We start from the raw sequence: 14,841 nt of genomic DNA, 5'->3' as shown, positions 1-14,841 counted from the left end.
CGGTGCTCAGGCCGATTGCCACGTGGCCTGGCCTAGGGTTGGGCCCATGCCGCCGCACAAGCTCTCCGAGGTGACCGTCGAGGGGTATGCCTCCATCCGGTCCAGCACCCTGGAACTGGGTGACGGCGTCACCGTACTCGTCGGAGCCAACGGGGCGGGCAAGAGCAACGTCGTCGGAGCGCTCGAGTTGCTCGGACGGATGGCGGACGGCGACCTGGCACTCGAGGTCGGCCTGCGAGGCGGGGCGCAGGCACTGCAGTTCGCCGGGCCGGGAGCCCCGAAGGGGATCAGGCTGCGGGTCAGTGCCTCCCCCTACCGCTATGAGGCACGTCTGCTTCCCGCAGCGAACGACACACTGGTCTTCGCCGAGGAGAAGGGCCACTACCAGGAGTGGGGACGCCCGCTGGTGGAGGACTTCGGCCGTGGCCACCGGGAGTCGCTGCTCCGGGAGAAGGAAGAGGAGCAGCTTTCGCGGCTGGCCGGCCCGGTGCGCGGCATCCTTGCCGGGTGCCGTGTCTTCCACTTCCAGGACACCGGCCGGGAGGCACCCGTCAAGCGTTTCGGCTACGCAGCCGACAACGAGGCGCTGCGGCCGGATGCCGGGAATCTGGCAGCGTTCCTTCTGCGGATGCGGGAGGGCGAGCCCAGGTCGTACCGGCGGATCGTACGAGCGGTGAAGTCGGTCGCGCCGTTCTTCCGGGATTTCCTGCTGGCCGAAGAGACCGGCGGCCGAATCCGTCTGCGCTGGACGCAGGAAGGCGTCGACGCGATCTTCCCGGCGGAAGCACTGTCCGACGGCACACTCCGGTACATCTGCCTGTGCGTGCTTCTGCTGCAGCCTGACCCCCCGGCGCTGCTCACGTTGGACGAGCCGGAACTCGGCCTGCATCCGTACGCGGTGGTACAGCTCGCGGACATGCTCCGCGCCACGTCCGTGCGAAGCCAGATCGTCATTGCGACTCAGTCCGTCACCCTGCTCAACCAGTTCTCACTCGACGACCTCGTGGTGGTGGAGCGCGAGGACGGGGCCAGTGCGCTGAGGCGCCCGGACCGCGAGACGCTTCGGGAATGGCTCGAGGACTACTCGCTCGGGGAACTGTGGGAGAAGAACGTCCTCGGTGGCCGCCCCGCACCGGAGCTTCCCCTTCGAGGCCGCCCGGCATGATCACCGTGGGAGTCCTGTGCGAAGGGCAGACCGAGGAGATCATGGTGCGGGATTTCCTCGGACCCGAGTTAGTGCCCCACGGCATCAGCCTGGTGCCCACCATTCTTCTGACGCGTACCGCGGCGGGTGGGCCCATGGGGCGCGGCGGGGTCAGCAAGTGGTCGAAGATCGAGAGGGACCTGCGACACCGGCTGAACAGCACCCCGCACTGGGCTGCGGTAACCACATTGATCGACTACTACGGCATACCGTCGGACAGCCCCGGCGTTGAGGACCGGCCGGCCGTGGGCGCACGCGCCAGGGTCGAGCATGTCGAAAGGGCCATGGCCCGACGCATCGGGCACCCGAGATTCATTCCCTATCTGGCTCTTCACGAGACGGAGGCTTGGGTCTTCGCGGCGGCCGAGCAGCTTGCGTACTGGGTGGAGGACCCGGCCGTCGCCGAGAAGGTGCAGCGCATCGCGGACGAGCTCGGAGGACCGGAGGAGGTCAACGAGCGTCCTGACACGGCTCCGTCGAAGCGGCTCCTGAAGCTGTATCCGGGCTATACGAAGACGCTGCACGGCCCCGCTGCGGTGACTGATCTCGGGTTGGCGGGGCTCCGAGCAGCCTGCCCGCACTTCGATGCATGGATCGGCCGCCTGATTGCCCTGACCGGGAAGGGTTGACCGGGCGCGGTCGGGTGCCGAAGGATCCGGCCCCATGAAGCGGAACTCCTCCGGCCGGATACTCGACCACGGCCGACGTGTGTCCATGGCCGCGGTGGCACTGCTGCTGATGGGCGCGTTCTTCGCGCTGTGAGCGCTGTGAGCGCTGTGAGGATTTCCCGCCCCGGCGGGCCGCCTGCAGAGCGGCCCCTGCCGGCCCGGGACCCGTGGTCGGCGGGCGGTGCCCGCCAGCCACGACACCGGCCGCGGCACCGGCGCCTGCCCCTCGGCCCGCCGCGCAGCCGATGGGTGGCCCTGCCGTGAAGGGCACGGGGTCCGGAAGCGAGCCCGGCGCCTGGAGGAGGGCGACGCAGCCCGGAAAGACGACGGGAGGCGGAACGATCCCGGCACCCGGAGGAGTGCGACGCGGCCCGGAAGGACGACGTGGCCCGGAAACGAGCCCGGGGCCCGGGACGGCTCCCGGGCCCCGGGCGACGGGGCCGTGCGATGCGGGGTGGTGCGGGGCGGTGCCGGCCGGTGTCAGCCCGTGTTGCGCAGTCCGGCCGCGACGCCGTTGACGGTCAGCAGCAGCGCCCGCGACAGCAGCGGGTCCGCCGCTTCGCCGCGCTCGGCGGCGGCGCGCTGCCGGGCGAGCAGGGAGACCTGGAGGTAGGAGATCGGGTCGAGGTAGGCGTCCCGGATCCCGAAGGTCTGCTGGAGCCCCGGGTTGGAGTCGAGCGGCCGCTCGCCCCCGGTGATGTACAGCACCTCCCGCACCGTGAGCTCGTGTTCGGCCTCGATGTCGCCGAAGACGTGCCTGAGTTCGTCCGGCACGAGGGTGTCCACGTAGTGGCGGGCGATCCGCAGGTCGGTCTTGGCGAGCGTCATCTCGACGTTGGAGAGGAAGTTCCGGAAGAAGTGCCACTGCTCGTACATCTCCGCCAGGACGGACTCCTGGCCCGCCTCCCGCAGGGCCCGCAGTCCGGAGCCGACGCCGAACCAGCCGGGCACGATCTGCCGTGACTGGGTCCAGCCGAACACCCAGGGGATCGCACGCAGCCCGTCCAGTCCGGCGCCGCTGTCGGGGCGGCGGGAGGGCCGGGACCCCAGGTGCAGTTCGGCGAGCTGGTCGACGGGGGTGGAGGCGAAGAAGTACGCGGGCAGGTCGGGGTCCTCGACCAGCCCGCGGTAGGCGGCGTGGGCGGCGTCGGAGACGATGTCCATCGCGGCGTCCCAGCGGGCGAGGGCGTCGTCACTCTGCCGGGGCGCGGTGTGCAGGGCGGACGCCTGGAGGGTCGCGGCGACCGTCAGCTCCAGGTTCTCCCTGGCCAGTGAGGGGATGAGGTACTTGTCGGAGATGACCTCGCCCTGCTCGGTCACCTTGATCTCGCCCTCGAGGGTGCCCCACGGCTGGGCCAGGATCGCCTCGTGGGTGGGGCCGCCGCCGCGGCCGACGGTGCCGCCGCGTCCGTGGAACAGCCGCAGCCGGACGCCGTAGCGGTGGGCGACGTCCCTGAGCCTGCGCTGGGCCCGGTGGATCTCCCACTGCGAGGTGGTGATGCCGCCGAACTTGGAGGAGTCGGAGTAGCCGAGCATGACTTCCTGGACGTCGTCGCGGAGGGCGACGAGCCGGCGGTAGGAGGGGTCGGCGAGCATCTCGTCGAGGATGACGTCGGCGGCCCGGAGTTCGTCGGTGGTCTCCAGCAGCGGGACGATGCCGATCCTGGCCCAGCCGGCGTGCAGATCGACCAGTCCCGCCTCGCGGGCCAGCACGGCCGCGGCGAAGACGTCGTCGGCGCCCTGGCACATCGAGATGATGTAGGACTCGATGACCTCGGGCCCGAAGCGCTCGAAGGCTTCCTTGACCGTGTGGAAGACGCCGAGGGTCCTGGCGCCCGCGGCGTCGAGCGGTGCCGGGGTGGGGGCGAGCGGCCGCCGGGAGCGGAGTTCCTTGGCGAGCAGCTTGCGCCGGTACTCGCGCGGCATGTCCGCGTAGCGCCAGGTCTCCTCGCCGAGCCGGTCGAGGAGCTGGCCGAGGGCGTGGTGGTGGGCGTCGGCGTGCTCGCGGACGTCCATGGTGGCGAGCTGGAGCCCGAAGGCGGCGAGGGTGCGGATGGTCCGGTCGAGGCGGCCGTCGGCGAACAGCCCGCCGCGGTGCTCGCGGAGCGACGTCTGGACGAGGGTGAGGTCGTGCAGCAGTTCGGCGGTGCCGAGGTAGTCGCGGCCCTGCTCGTGGGGGGTACCCTTGGCGAGCCGCTCGCGGGTGTTGACGAGCTTCTGGCGGACGCAGGTGGCCTTGAGCCGGTAGGGCTCCTCGGCGTTGAGCCGCTTGTAGCGGGGGCTGATCTCCGGGAGGCGTTCCAGGTCGGTCTGGAGGGACTCCAGCAGTTCCTCGGTGGCGCCGGCGTAGCGGATCGAATTGGACAGCAGCGCCCGCAGCGAGTCGACGGCCTCCAGGGCGTCGGTGATGCCGTGCTCGTGCTGGAGGATCAGGACCTCGCGGGTGACCTCGGGGGTGACGTTGGGGTTGCCGTCGCGGTCGCCGCCGATCCAGGTGCCGAAGGTGAGGGGACGGGTGCCGGGTGGCAGCTCGACACCGGCGCGCTCCAGCTCGGCGGCGAGGTCCTCCAGGACGTCCCCGACGGCGCCCGCGTGGAGCTCGTCGAGGTAGTAGATGGCGTTGCGGGCCTCGTCGGCGGGCTCGGGCCGCACGACGCGGAGCTCGTCGGTCTGCCAGATCAGGTCGATGCTCTCGGCGAGCCGCAGGTCGTGCCGTCGGCGGTCGGCGGGGTTGACCGGGGTCTCCAGCAGCTCGGCGATCCGCCGCAGCTTGTTGAGTACGGAGCGGCGGGCCGCCTCGGTGGGGTGGGCGGTGAAGACGGGCCGCACGTTGAGGTGGCGCACGGTCTCGCGCAGGTGCTCGGGGTCCGCCTCCTTGAGCATGTCGGCGGTGCGGGACAGCAGCCCGCCCTCGGCGGCGCGGCGCTCGCGCAGCTCGCGGCCGCGGTGCACCTGCTCGCCCACGTTGGCGAGATGGAAGTACGTGGAGAAGGCACGCACCAGCTTCGCGGCGGTGTCCAGGTCGGTTTCGCCGAGCAGTTCCGCGGCGGCGGCGCCGTCGGTACGGGTCAGGGCGCGTACGCGCTCGACGAGGTCGAGGAGTTCGGGGCCTTCCTGCCGTACGAGCGTCTCGCCCAGCAGGTCGCCCAGTCGGCGGATGTCGGAACGCAGCTCGGCGCTGGCGGATGAGGTCTGGTCGGCACTGCTCACAGGTGCGGCTCCTTGCAGTGTTTGAGCACGTCTGGAGGTTTTCCGGAGGCTTCGCGGACCGCGCTGTCCGACGACTCCAAGGATAGGTGTCCGCTCGCACGCCGCTCTCCACCGCCCCTCTCGCCGCGAGGCTTCACGCCCCCATACTTACGTTCCCGTAGGTTACGGTTCCGTAGCCACACGGTTCAGTCGCACCCTCACCTCCCACGGGACTCCCCATGACGACAAGCCCTGATGTGATCGACGACGCCCGGAAGTCGTCCGCGCCCGACCTTCAGTCCGCCACGCTGGGCGGCGACAGCAAGCGCTCGATCGAGCAGATCGCCCTGCTGCTGTTCATCACGGTGCCCTTCCTCGCGCTGCTGGCGGCGGTGCCGCTGGCGTGGGGCTGGGGCGTGAGCTGGCTCGACCTCGGCCTGCTGGTCGCGATGTACTTCATCGGCTGCCACGGCATCACGATCGGCTTCCACCGCTACTTCACCCATGGTTCCTTCAAGGCGAAGCGGCCGCTGCGGATCGCGCTGGCGGTCATGGGGTCGCTGGCCGTGGAGGGTCCGCTGGTGCGGTGGGTGGCCGACCACCGCAAGCACCACAGGTTCTCCGACGCCGAGGGCGACCCCCATTCGCCGTGGCGTTTCGGCGAGACGGTCCCGGCGCTGATGAAGGGCCTCTGGTGGGCTCACATCGGCTGGATGTTCAACGAGGAGCAGACTCCGCAGCACAAGTACGCACCGGATCTGATCAAGGACCCGGCGCTCCGGGCGGTCTCCCGCCAGTTCGCGCTCTGGACGGTCGTGTCCCTGGCGATCCCCCCGCTGGTCGGGGGACTGGTGACGATGTCGTGGTGGGGCGCGTTCACCTCGTTCTTCTGGGGCTCGCTGGTCCGGGTCGCCCTGCTGCACCATGTGACGTGGTCGATCAACTCGATCTGCCACGCGGTCGGCAAGCGCCCGTTCACGTCGCGCGACCGCTCGGGGAACGTGTGGTGGCTCGCGGTCCTGTCGTGCGGCGAGTCCTGGCACAACCTGCACCACGCCGACCCGACGAGCGCGCGGCACGGGGTGATGCGGGGGCAGATCGACTCCAGCGCGCGGCTGATCCGCTGGTTCGAGAAGGCGGGCTGGGCGTACGACGTGCGCTGGCCGAGTGCGGACCGGATCGCCGCCCGGCGCCGGGGGAAAGCCGCGGAGGCGGCATGATTGAGGGCGTGGCGATCGACGGCAGCAGCACCAGCGGAGAGAAGCCCCGGCGGGGGCGCAGGGTCAGGATGACGGCGGCGGAGCGCCGCCAGCAGCTGCTCGACATCGGTCGCACGCTCTTCGCCGCGAAGGGCTTCGAGGGCACGTCGGTGGAGGAGATCGCGGCGCGGGCCGGGGTGTCCAAGCCGGTGGTGTACGAGCACTTCGGCGGCAAGGAGGGCCTGTACGCGGTCGTGGTCGACCGGGAGATGCGCCAGCTGCTGGACATGGTGACCGGGGCGCTGACCGCGGGGCATCCGAGGGAGCTGCTGGAGCAGGCGGCGTTCGCGCTGCTGGACTACATCGAGTCGTACACGGACGGTTTCCGCATCCTGGTCCGTGATTCGCCGGTCGCCCAGTCCACGGGCACGTTCGCGTCGCTGATCAGCGACATCGCCACACAGGTCGAGGACATCCTGGGGCTGGAGTTCAAGGCCAGGGGCTTCGACCCGAAGCTGGCCCCGCTGTACGCGCAGGCGCTGGTGGGGATGGTGGCGCTGACCGGTCAGTGGTGGCTGGACGCCCGGAGGCCGAAGAAGGCGGAGGTCGCTGCGCATCTGGTGAATCTGGCCTGGCACGGGCTGGACGGGCTGGAGCAGAAGCCGCGCCTGATAGGGCACCGCAAGAGCTGACCGGGCGCCGGGCTTGCGAGGGCTTGCGAGGGCTTGCGAGGGCTTGCGAGGGCTTGCGAGGGCTTGCGAGGGCGAGGATACGGGCGCGGGTGCCTTTGCACGCCGGATGCCCGGAGCGGGCGCTCCCCGAACGCGCTGGTGCGCGGGGGCGCGTCAGGGCGTCCCGGTGCACGGGGGGGCGCGCAGGCACGCCGGGGCGTCGGGCGTCCCGGCGCCGGGCGCGCGCCACGCCCGGGCCTCGGGTGCGAGGGGGCGCGTAAGGGCATTCCGGCGCGCCGGGCGGGTGTGTGCGCGCCGGACGCACAGTGCGATGGGGCCCCACCGCACGTACCGGAGCGCGGTGCGGACCACAGCACGGTGCGTGCCGCAGCACGGTGCACAGGACGACCGGGTGGACACCCACGCACCGCGCCGGCTACCGCGGGGAGCGGGCCGCCGCTCTCACCGCACCCCCTCTCCCCCTCTCCCCTCTGCCCTCTGCCCCCGCCGCATCGCCCTCACCGCGGTTTGCGGGCGATGGCGAAGACGCGGCGGAAGGGGAACACCGTCCCGTGCGGCCCGGGCGGATACGCCTTGCGAAGCAGGTCGCGGTACTGGGAGAGGAACTCGTCGGCGGCTTCCCGGTCCGCTCCGAGCGCGGTGAGGACGGGGCGCAGCGCGGTGCCCTTCACCCAGTCCAGGACGGGGTCCTCGCCACTGAGCAGCTGGAGGTAGGTCGTCTCCCAGGTATCCGCTTCGCAGCCCAGGTCGGCGAGCCGGAGGAGGTAGTCGGCCGGGTCCAGCACATGGACGAAACGGCGTCCCTGGTCGGCGAGGCGGTCGCGCCACTGCGGCGTGTCGCAGAGTTCGCCGAGCAGCGCGTGACTGGGCAGGACGAAGTTGCCGGGCACCTGGAAGGCCAAGGTGCCGCCCGGAGCGAGGCCGTCGATCCAGGCGGCGAAGGACTCGGGGTGGTTGGGCACCCATTGGAGCGCTGCGTTGGACACGATGAGGTCGTAGGGCTCGTCGGGGGTCCAGTGGGCGGCGTCGGCGAGGCGAAAGTCGATCCAGCCACCGCCGGCCGTGGTTCCGGCGTACTCCGTCTCGGCGCGGGCGAGCATGTCGGGTGAGAGGTCGAATCCGGTGATCCGCGCATCCGGCCAGCGGTCGGCGAGGAGCGCGGTGACGTTGCCCGGGCCGCAGCCGAGGTCCGCGATGCGGGGTGGTCGATCCGCGTGGGGCAGTTCGGGTATCCGGCCGAGAAGGTCGAGGAAGGGGCGGGTCCGATGGCCGGCATGCCGAAGGTACTGCTGCGGGTCCCAGATCGGAACGGAATGCATACGTGCTCCCCCTTGCTGGAATGTTCGACGGAACCGGAAGTGGAGCTCCGGGCCGGCCCTGCCCGTGGTCCATCCAAACATATCTTGACCTCAAGAGACTTCACATCGACAGACCCTCTACACTGATCGCCATGGAGGACGAGGTCGACCGACTGGTCGCTGCCTGGCGCCGCGAGCGCCCCGACCTCGACGTGGAACCGCTCGAGGTCCTCAGCCGCGTCTCCAGGCTCGCGCGCCACCTGGACCGCGCGCGCAGGATCGCGTTCGCCGAGCACCATCTGGAACCCTGGGAGTTCGACGTCCTGACCTCGCTGCGGCGCGCTGGCGCACCGTACCAGTTGTCGCCCGGCCAGCTCCTCACCCAGACACTGGTCACCTCGGGCACGATGACCAACCGTATCGACCGGCTCGCCAAGAAGGGCCTGGTGGAGCGGCTCCCCGACCCCAGCGACCGACGCGGCGTACTGGTTCGCCTCACCACCGAGGGGCAGGACCGCGCCGACCAGGCGCTCGCCGGGCTCCTCGACCAGGAGCGTGCGATCCTGGTGGAGCTGTCCCGTACGCAGCGCGTCGAACTCGCCGGACTGCTACGCCAGTTGACCGCCCCGTTCGACAACGTCCCCGGCTGACGGCGCCAGCTCCGCGGGGCCCACCCCGGCCCTGCGGGCCAGTGCCACCGCCGCCAGGGTCGAGTGGACGCCGAGCTTGCCCAGCACGTTCTGCATATGGGTCCGCACGGTGTGCGGGGAGAGGAAGAGGCGCTCCGCGACCGCCTTGCGCCCCAGACCGGCCACCATGCACCGCAGCACCTCCCGCTCCCGCGGAGTGAGCGACTCCACGAGCCGCTCGCTCTCGGTGCGGTGCTTGCGCGCCGCAGTGAGTTCCCGCAGCACGCCGGTGAGCAGCGCCGGAGGCAGATGGGTCTCGTCGCGCAGCACTCCCCGGATCACGGTGAGCAGCCGCTGCAGCGAACAGTCCTTGGCCACCCAGCCCGACGCGCCCGCCTGGAGCGCCGGCGCCGCCCTGCGCGGATCGTCCTTCTCGGCGAGCACGACGGTGCGCACGGCGGGCCGGGCCGCACGGACCGCGGCGACCAGGGAGATGCCGTCGACGAAGCCGTCACCGTTGTCGGGAACGGCGCGGGCGACCACGGGGATCCGCGGCGCCGTCGCGATCCCCAGATCGGCGTCGACCAGCATCACATCGAATCTGCGCCCTTCGGCGGCAGCGCGCTCGAGGCAGCGCAGCGCGGCCGGGCCACTGCCCGCGGCAGCGACCTCGACGTCCGGCTCGGCGGCGAGTGCCGCTGCGAGGGACTCGGCGAAGATCCGGTGATCGTCCACGACGAGGACCCGGATACGGACCACAGACACCCCCAGGCTGCGTTTTCCGGCTGAGGCCACGCGTCGGCGGGCACGGCACCCGGCAGGAGGGGCGACCGTCACGGCCGCCGCCGCGATTGACCACTACCCCACCCCGGGCGTCGTACCCGACTGACTCGCCCTCTGATCAGCACCGGCCCCCACCGGTGCATGTGCATCAGAGTACGGCCGGTGGCCGTGAGAGGAAGGGACTTTGCAGAACTGGTTGCACGCTGTGTTTAGGGTGTGGCGCATGTTTCGTTTTGAGACTGAAGTCGACAAAGAGCGGCTCAGCCTGCTCGGCGAACGGCTCGAGGCCGCCAACTCCCAGCGCTCCTCTGCGATGCGCGCCCTGGAGGCGAGCCGGCACAAGGACGAGGTTCCGCTGCAGGTCTGGGTGATGGAGGAGGCGACCGGGGAGCTGGCCGCGGGCCTGACCGGCCGCACCTGGGCACGCTGGCTCCATGTCGACCTCCTCTGGGTCGACACCGCGAACCGCGGCGCGGGGCTCGGCTCCCAGCTCCTCACCGCGGCCGAGCGCGAGGCCCGCGTCGGGCGCGGCTGCTCCTGGTCCCGGCTGGAGACATGGGACTTCCAGGCCCCCGGCTTCTACCGGAAGCACGGTTACGAGATTGTCGGGCGGGTGCCCGACTATCCACCGGGCGTCACGGAGTACCTCCTGGCCAAGCACCTCGCCTGACGGCGGGAGCGCGGCGTGGTGATGCTGCCCGCAGACCCGGCCTCCCGGCCGGCGGAACGGGGGCGCAGGCCCGCGCCCGCCAGGGGCGCCCCGGGGCCGTCGGCCTCGGGAACCGGCCGCTCGGGCCCGCCCCACCCGGGGCGGACCGTCCTCCCTCGGGCCCGCTACCGCCTTCGGACCCGCTGCCGCGCTCGGGCCCGCCATCGCCTTCGGACCCGCCCCGTACTCAGGCCCGCCACCCCGTCGAAGCCCGCCGACCACCCGACCACCCGACCACCCGACCACCCGACCAACCGACCAACCGACCAACCTGGCCGCCGACCGCCCGGGACCCGTCAACGCTGGTCTGCTCTCCCATCACCCCAAGCCCGTCAACCGTTTCGAGGGCGTCACCCTTACTGCCGCCGAAGCCACCCGCCTTGCTGCCGGACCACACGGCCGCACTCATCCGCCGGCATGCCGGGCACGGGCGAAGTCCCAGGCGTCGGCCACGATCCCGGCGAGGTCCGGCCGCGACGGGGTCCAGCCGAGCCGCTTCCGCGCCACCTCGGAGGAGGCGACGAGTACGGCAGGGTCTCCCGCGCGGCGGGCTGCGGCCCTTTCCGGGACCGGGTGGCCGGTGACCTCGCGGACGGTCTCGACGACCTCGCGGACGGAGAAGCCGTTGCCGTTGCCGAGGTTGCAGATCAGATGCTCCCCGGGGGTGATCGCGTCCATGGCGAGCAGATGGGCCTCGGCGAGGTCGGCGACATGGATGTAGTCCCGCACACAGGTGCCGTCCGGCGTCGGGTAGTCGTCGCCGAAGACGGAGATCGTCTCGCGGGTGCCGAGCGCGACCTGGAGGACGAGCGGGATGAGGTGCGACTCGGGGTCGTGGCGCTCGCCGCAGTCGCCGTGCGCGCCGGCCACATTGAAGTACCGAAGAGATGCCGCGGCCAGGCCGTGCGCGGTGCACTCGCCGCTGATCATGTGGTCCACGGCGAGCTTGGAGGCACCGTACGGGCTGGTCGGCGCGGTGGGGGCGGACTCGGTCATCGGCACGGAGACCGGCTCGCCGTAGGTGGCCGCCGAGGAGGAGAAGACCAGCCTGCGGACTCCCGCGGAGCGCATCGCGGCGAGCAGCGCCATCGTCCCGCCGACGTTGTTCTCCCAGTACCTGCCGGGTTGCGCAACCGACTCGCCGACCTGCGAGAACGCGGCGAAGTGCAGGACACCGTCGAATGACGGGCCGATGTGGCGGGCCGCGTCCTGGACTCGCCCCTCGACGAAGTCGGCGCCCTCGGGGACGGCCTCGCGGAACCCCGTGGACAGATCGTCGAGGACCGTGACCTCGTGCCCTGCCTCCAGCAGGTGTGCGGTCACCACGCTGCCGACATAGCCGGCACCGCCCGTCACCAGGTACTTGCTCACTTGCTCGCCACCTTTCGCAGCCGAGGTGCCGCCGCATCCGGCGACACCTCGTCGATGAACAGCTCATGCCGGACTCGGACCGGCGAGGAACCCCGGTTTCCCGGGAGTACGCCGCACGGTGAAAGGCTCGAGGTGCGGCGCGAAGCCGTGCCCGCGGGGCCCGCGGGCCCGCCGCTACCGAAGATCCGGTCGAAGCGCCTCAAGAGTCCCAAGCGGACCTGTGGGGGCGCTGTGCGCAACACTTCGTCAACGGAGGGACGTGCAGGGCCGCCAGCGGCATCGCGGACGGGTACGGCATCGCGTGCGGGCACAGGGACGGCGTCGCGTACGACCGTGGGAGGGCCGTGGGTGCGGTAGGAGCGCTAGGAGCCGCGGGAACGACAGGAACGGTGGGATCCGTGGGGCAACGGGTCCCGGCCTTCGGCAGGTCTGGTGACCGTCTTCTGCCCCTGCGTGCAGAGCCAACATGCGACACAGAGCCGACAGGTCGTGGAGACGGCACGGATCGTGGAGACGGCACGCCAGTCATGCCGTACCCGGGTCAGTGGATGTCGGCCCCGCTTAACACTTCTCCCGTACGCCGCGCCGCGCCGCTCGGTCCCGGGCCGTGCCGCGATGCCGAGCAACGCGGTCCCCGCCGCCGCACACCGACGGCGTGCGGCGGCACGCGCCCTCAGTCGGCGTCGGGGTCAGGAGCCGCGAGCGGCGGGTGGCTCGCGGCGTGGTCCAGCAGACCGGTACGGGCCGCGAGGGCCGCGGCCTCCAGACGGGAGCCGACCCCCAGCTTCATCAGTACCCGCTGCACGTGGGTGCGGGCCGTACTCGGGGCTATGCCCATGCCCGCCGCGATGAGCCGGGTGTCCTCGCCCTCCGCGACGCGGACAAGTACCTCTACCTCTCTGGGGGTCAGCATGCGCAGCAGCCGCCGCCCCTCGTCGTCCGGCTGGGCCGCCGGGTTGAGGAGGTCGGTGAACGCTCCCTGCAGCAGTTGCGGCGCCACCGCCGCCTCACCTGCCCGCGCCTTGACCATGGCCCGCTCGACGCCCTCGATGCGCTCGTCGTGCCGCACATAGCCCGAAGCGCCGGCGGCGAAGGCCGCGGCTATCCCGCGCGGCGACGGCACGGGCCCCAGGACCACCACGGCGACCTGTGGCCGATCCCGTTTGATCCGTACGACGGGATCGAACGCACCCGGCTCCGCAGGTGCCGCCGTTCCCAACAGACATACCTCGGGCGCCCTGCTCACCACCAGTTCGGCCGCCCCGGCCGACGGCGCCGCCGCCGCGAGCACCCGGTGTCCGCGCAGCTTCAGCGCGGACGCCAGCGCCTCAGCAAGCAACCGGTGGTCGTCGACGACCATGAGCCGCACACCCATCGAACTCCCCCCTACCCCTGGAGCCGGCCCCCCGCCCCCAGCACTACTGACCCGGCAAGCTACACGCTTGTTCGACCTCGCGCTGCCCTACCGATCAGAAGTCCCCCGGATCGGGGAAACAGATCGTCTTTCGAAGGCAAGCCGGCGAAGCACGGGGCCCACGCTCGGCCGGACGGGGCCTCTTTCACCGGTTTCCTCCGGTCATGCCCCGTTCCACCAGTCCGGGGAGGAACCGGACACCTGCGGAGCAGGGCAGCGAAAGCCGAACTGCCGTCAGGGTGAGTCCGTGTCAACCACAGCCGCATCGTGCTCGGCAACCGACCGGTAAACCGTCTCGGGGCTGGTCCGCGGGTCTTCCGGGCTGCCAGAGGGCCACGCAGTCGGCAAGGTCGCACGCGTCCACCTCACTGGGGTTCACCGCGCCCACCGGAACGGGCCGGACCGACAACGGACATCCCACCAACCGCATCGGCCCACGGACACCCAGGGCGAGCCCGTTGGTCAAGCCGACGGGCCGCGCCACTCCATGGTCCCGGACGGAGCCGGGTTCAAGCGCGCTCCCCTCCGTTGCGTACTACAGGTCATCACACATCACATAGGCCCGGAACCCGCCGCCGAGCACCCCCACGGACGCGTGCGTGACCCAACCGGTAGCAGGTCCGGACTGAGCGCCGGGACCGGTGGGAATCGGCTTGTTCTCAATGACGTTGAGCGGGGCGACGAGGCCGACGGTGTCATAGCCACCGCCGGTGGCGACGTCGCCGGGGCGACATCGGGCTACCGACTGCACACCCACGTTCACGACACTCGGGGTGGCCCGAGGTCCCCTGATCACGTAAGAGGTGACCGTCCCCGAACCCTGCGGGCCCTGCGGACCCACCGAACCTTGCGGACCCTGCGGACCCTGCGGACCAACCCCCTGCGGACCCTGCGGACCATCAACACCAGCCACACCCTGCGGACCCACCGGACCAGCCACACCCTGCGGACCCTGCGCACCATCCACGCCGTCCACACCAGCCACGCCCTGCGGACCCTGCGCACCATCCACACCGTCCACACCAGCCACACCCTGCGGACCCACCGGCCCGACCGGACCCACCGGCCCGGCCACGCCCTGCGGACCCACCGGACCCACCAGACCAGCCACACCCTGCGGACCATCAACACCAGCCACGCCCTGCGGACCCTGCGCACCATCCACACCGTCCACACCCTGCGGACCCACCGGACCGGCCACACCAGCCACGCCCTGCGGACCCTGCGCACCATCCACGCCGTCCACACCAGCCACACCCTGCGGACCCACCGGCCCGACCGGACCCTGCGGCCCGACCGGACCGGCCACACCAGCCACGCCCTGCGGACCCACCGGACCCACCGGACCCTGCGGACCCTGCGGACCTCGATCTCCGTGGTCACCGCGCGGACCCCGGGGCCCGCGCGGGCCCCGATCGCCATCATGGTCCCGCCTGCCGTCCGGGTCAGCCGTCGTGGCCTTTTTCGGCCCTGACAGCCTCGGGCTGTGTTCAGTCCCCGAGCGCTGCACGGATTCGGAGACGGCCATCGTGTTCGGTACCAGGTTCAGCATCGCGGCCAGGGTTCCCGCCGAAATCGCGGAGATTGCCCTCGCCCGGCTACGGCTGATGGTTTTACGGTTCACCGGACATCCTCTAATCGGGAATTCGCAGTCGGGCAGGCCATGGTCACCGCATCCGCGGCGG

The 14,841-nt window shown here is 71.3% G+C and carries 13 protein-coding genes; 7 read left to right on the top strand and 6 right to left on the bottom strand.

All coding sequences use genetic code 11. The features are described from left to right. The first annotated feature begins 46 nt into the window (after nt 1–46). Together SCWH03_RS16620 and SCWH03_RS16615 are read left to right on the top strand one after the other, a co-directional pair. Nucleotides 47–1,165, top strand: coding sequence for an AAA family ATPase (locus SCWH03_RS16620; protein ID WP_173265036.1), 1,119 nt, complete (start codon nt 47–49; stop codon nt 1,163–1,165). After that, nucleotides 1,162–1,833: a DUF4276 family protein gene (locus SCWH03_RS16615; RefSeq protein ID WP_173265035.1), complete on the top strand. Its 672-nt coding sequence runs from the start codon at nt 1,162–1,164 to the stop codon at nt 1,831–1,833. The genes SCWH03_RS16620 and SCWH03_RS16615 overlap by 4 nt, the downstream gene beginning before the upstream one ends. A gap of 519 nt (nt 1,834–2,352) precedes the next feature. On the opposite strand, the gene ppc is transcribed toward SCWH03_RS16615, so the two are convergent. Next, the gene (gene ppc, locus SCWH03_RS16610; RefSeq protein ID WP_173265034.1) at nt 2,353–5,082 is read right to left on the bottom strand and encodes a phosphoenolpyruvate carboxylase; all 2,730 of its coding nucleotides are present in this window, start codon (nt 5,080–5,082) and stop codon (nt 2,353–2,355) included. Nucleotides 5,083–5,300: 218 nt separating this feature from the next. Between ppc and SCWH03_RS16605 the strand changes: the two genes are divergently transcribed. Next, on the top strand, nt 5,301–6,281 hold the full coding sequence (locus tag SCWH03_RS16605; protein WP_173265033.1) for an acyl-CoA desaturase: 981 nt from the start codon (nt 5,301–5,303) through the stop codon (nt 6,279–6,281). Continuing rightward, nucleotides 6,278–6,952: a TetR/AcrR family transcriptional regulator gene (locus tag SCWH03_RS16600; RefSeq protein ID WP_173265032.1), complete on the top strand. Its 675-nt coding sequence runs from the start codon at nt 6,278–6,280 to the stop codon at nt 6,950–6,952. The genes SCWH03_RS16605 and SCWH03_RS16600 overlap by 4 nt, the downstream gene beginning before the upstream one ends. A 497-nt stretch (nt 6,953–7,449) precedes the next feature. Here the strand turns inward: SCWH03_RS16600 and SCWH03_RS16595 are convergent, their stop codons facing one another. After that, complete coding sequence (locus tag SCWH03_RS16595; RefSeq protein ID WP_173265031.1) at nt 7,450–8,271, bottom strand: trans-aconitate 2-methyltransferase; 822 nt, start codon at nt 8,269–8,271, stop codon at nt 7,450–7,452. Nucleotides 8,272–8,402: 131 nt separating this feature from the next. Here SCWH03_RS16595 and SCWH03_RS16590 point away from each other — a divergent pair, with 131 nt between their 5' ends. Next, entirely contained in the window at nt 8,403–8,900 is a 498-nt protein-coding gene (locus SCWH03_RS16590; protein WP_173265030.1) for a MarR family winged helix-turn-helix transcriptional regulator, read from the top strand. Here the strand turns inward: SCWH03_RS16590 and SCWH03_RS16585 are convergent. Further along, complete coding sequence (locus tag SCWH03_RS16585; RefSeq protein WP_173265156.1) at nt 8,859–9,638, bottom strand: response regulator transcription factor; 780 nt, start codon at nt 9,636–9,638, stop codon at nt 8,859–8,861. The genes SCWH03_RS16590 and SCWH03_RS16585 overlap by 42 nt on opposite strands. 247 nt (nt 9,639–9,885) lie before the next feature. On the opposite strand from SCWH03_RS16585, the gene SCWH03_RS16580 reads away from it, so the two are divergent. Beyond that, nucleotides 9,886–10,332: a GNAT family N-acetyltransferase gene (locus tag SCWH03_RS16580; RefSeq protein ID WP_173265029.1), complete on the top strand. Its 447-nt coding sequence runs from the start codon at nt 9,886–9,888 to the stop codon at nt 10,330–10,332. 444 nt (nt 10,333–10,776) lie between these two features. On the opposite strand, the gene galE is transcribed toward SCWH03_RS16580, so the two are convergent. The 3 genes from galE to SCWH03_RS28625 all read right to left on the bottom strand — a co-directional run bounded on the left by galE (nt 10,777) and on the right by SCWH03_RS28625 (nt 13,919). Next, the gene (gene galE / locus SCWH03_RS16575; RefSeq protein WP_173265028.1) at nt 10,777–11,742 is read right to left on the bottom strand and encodes a UDP-glucose 4-epimerase GalE; all 966 of its coding nucleotides are present in this window, start codon (nt 11,740–11,742) and stop codon (nt 10,777–10,779) included. 673 nt (nt 11,743–12,415) lie between these two features. Continuing rightward, a complete protein-coding gene (locus SCWH03_RS16570; RefSeq protein ID WP_173265027.1) occupies nt 12,416–13,117 on the bottom strand; it encodes a helix-turn-helix transcriptional regulator in 702 nt (233 codons plus the stop codon). Between the two features lie 574 nt (nt 13,118–13,691). Then, the gene (locus SCWH03_RS28625; RefSeq protein WP_216854758.1) at nt 13,692–13,919 is read right to left on the bottom strand and encodes a hypothetical protein; all 228 of its coding nucleotides are present in this window, start codon (nt 13,917–13,919) and stop codon (nt 13,692–13,694) included. A gap of 84 nt (nt 13,920–14,003) precedes the next feature. Between SCWH03_RS28625 and SCWH03_RS28620 the strand changes: the two genes are divergently transcribed. Beyond that, a complete protein-coding gene (locus SCWH03_RS28620) occupies nt 14,004–14,630 on the top strand; it encodes a DUF4573 domain-containing protein (RefSeq protein WP_216854757.1) in 627 nt (208 codons plus the stop codon). Nucleotides 14,631–14,841 lie beyond the last annotated feature (211 nt).

The organism is Streptomyces pacificus, assembly GCF_011766325.1.
Classification (GTDB): domain Bacteria; phylum Actinomycetota; class Actinomycetes; order Streptomycetales; family Streptomycetaceae; genus Streptomyces; species Streptomyces pacificus.
This window is presented reverse-complemented; position numbering and strand designations above follow the sequence as displayed.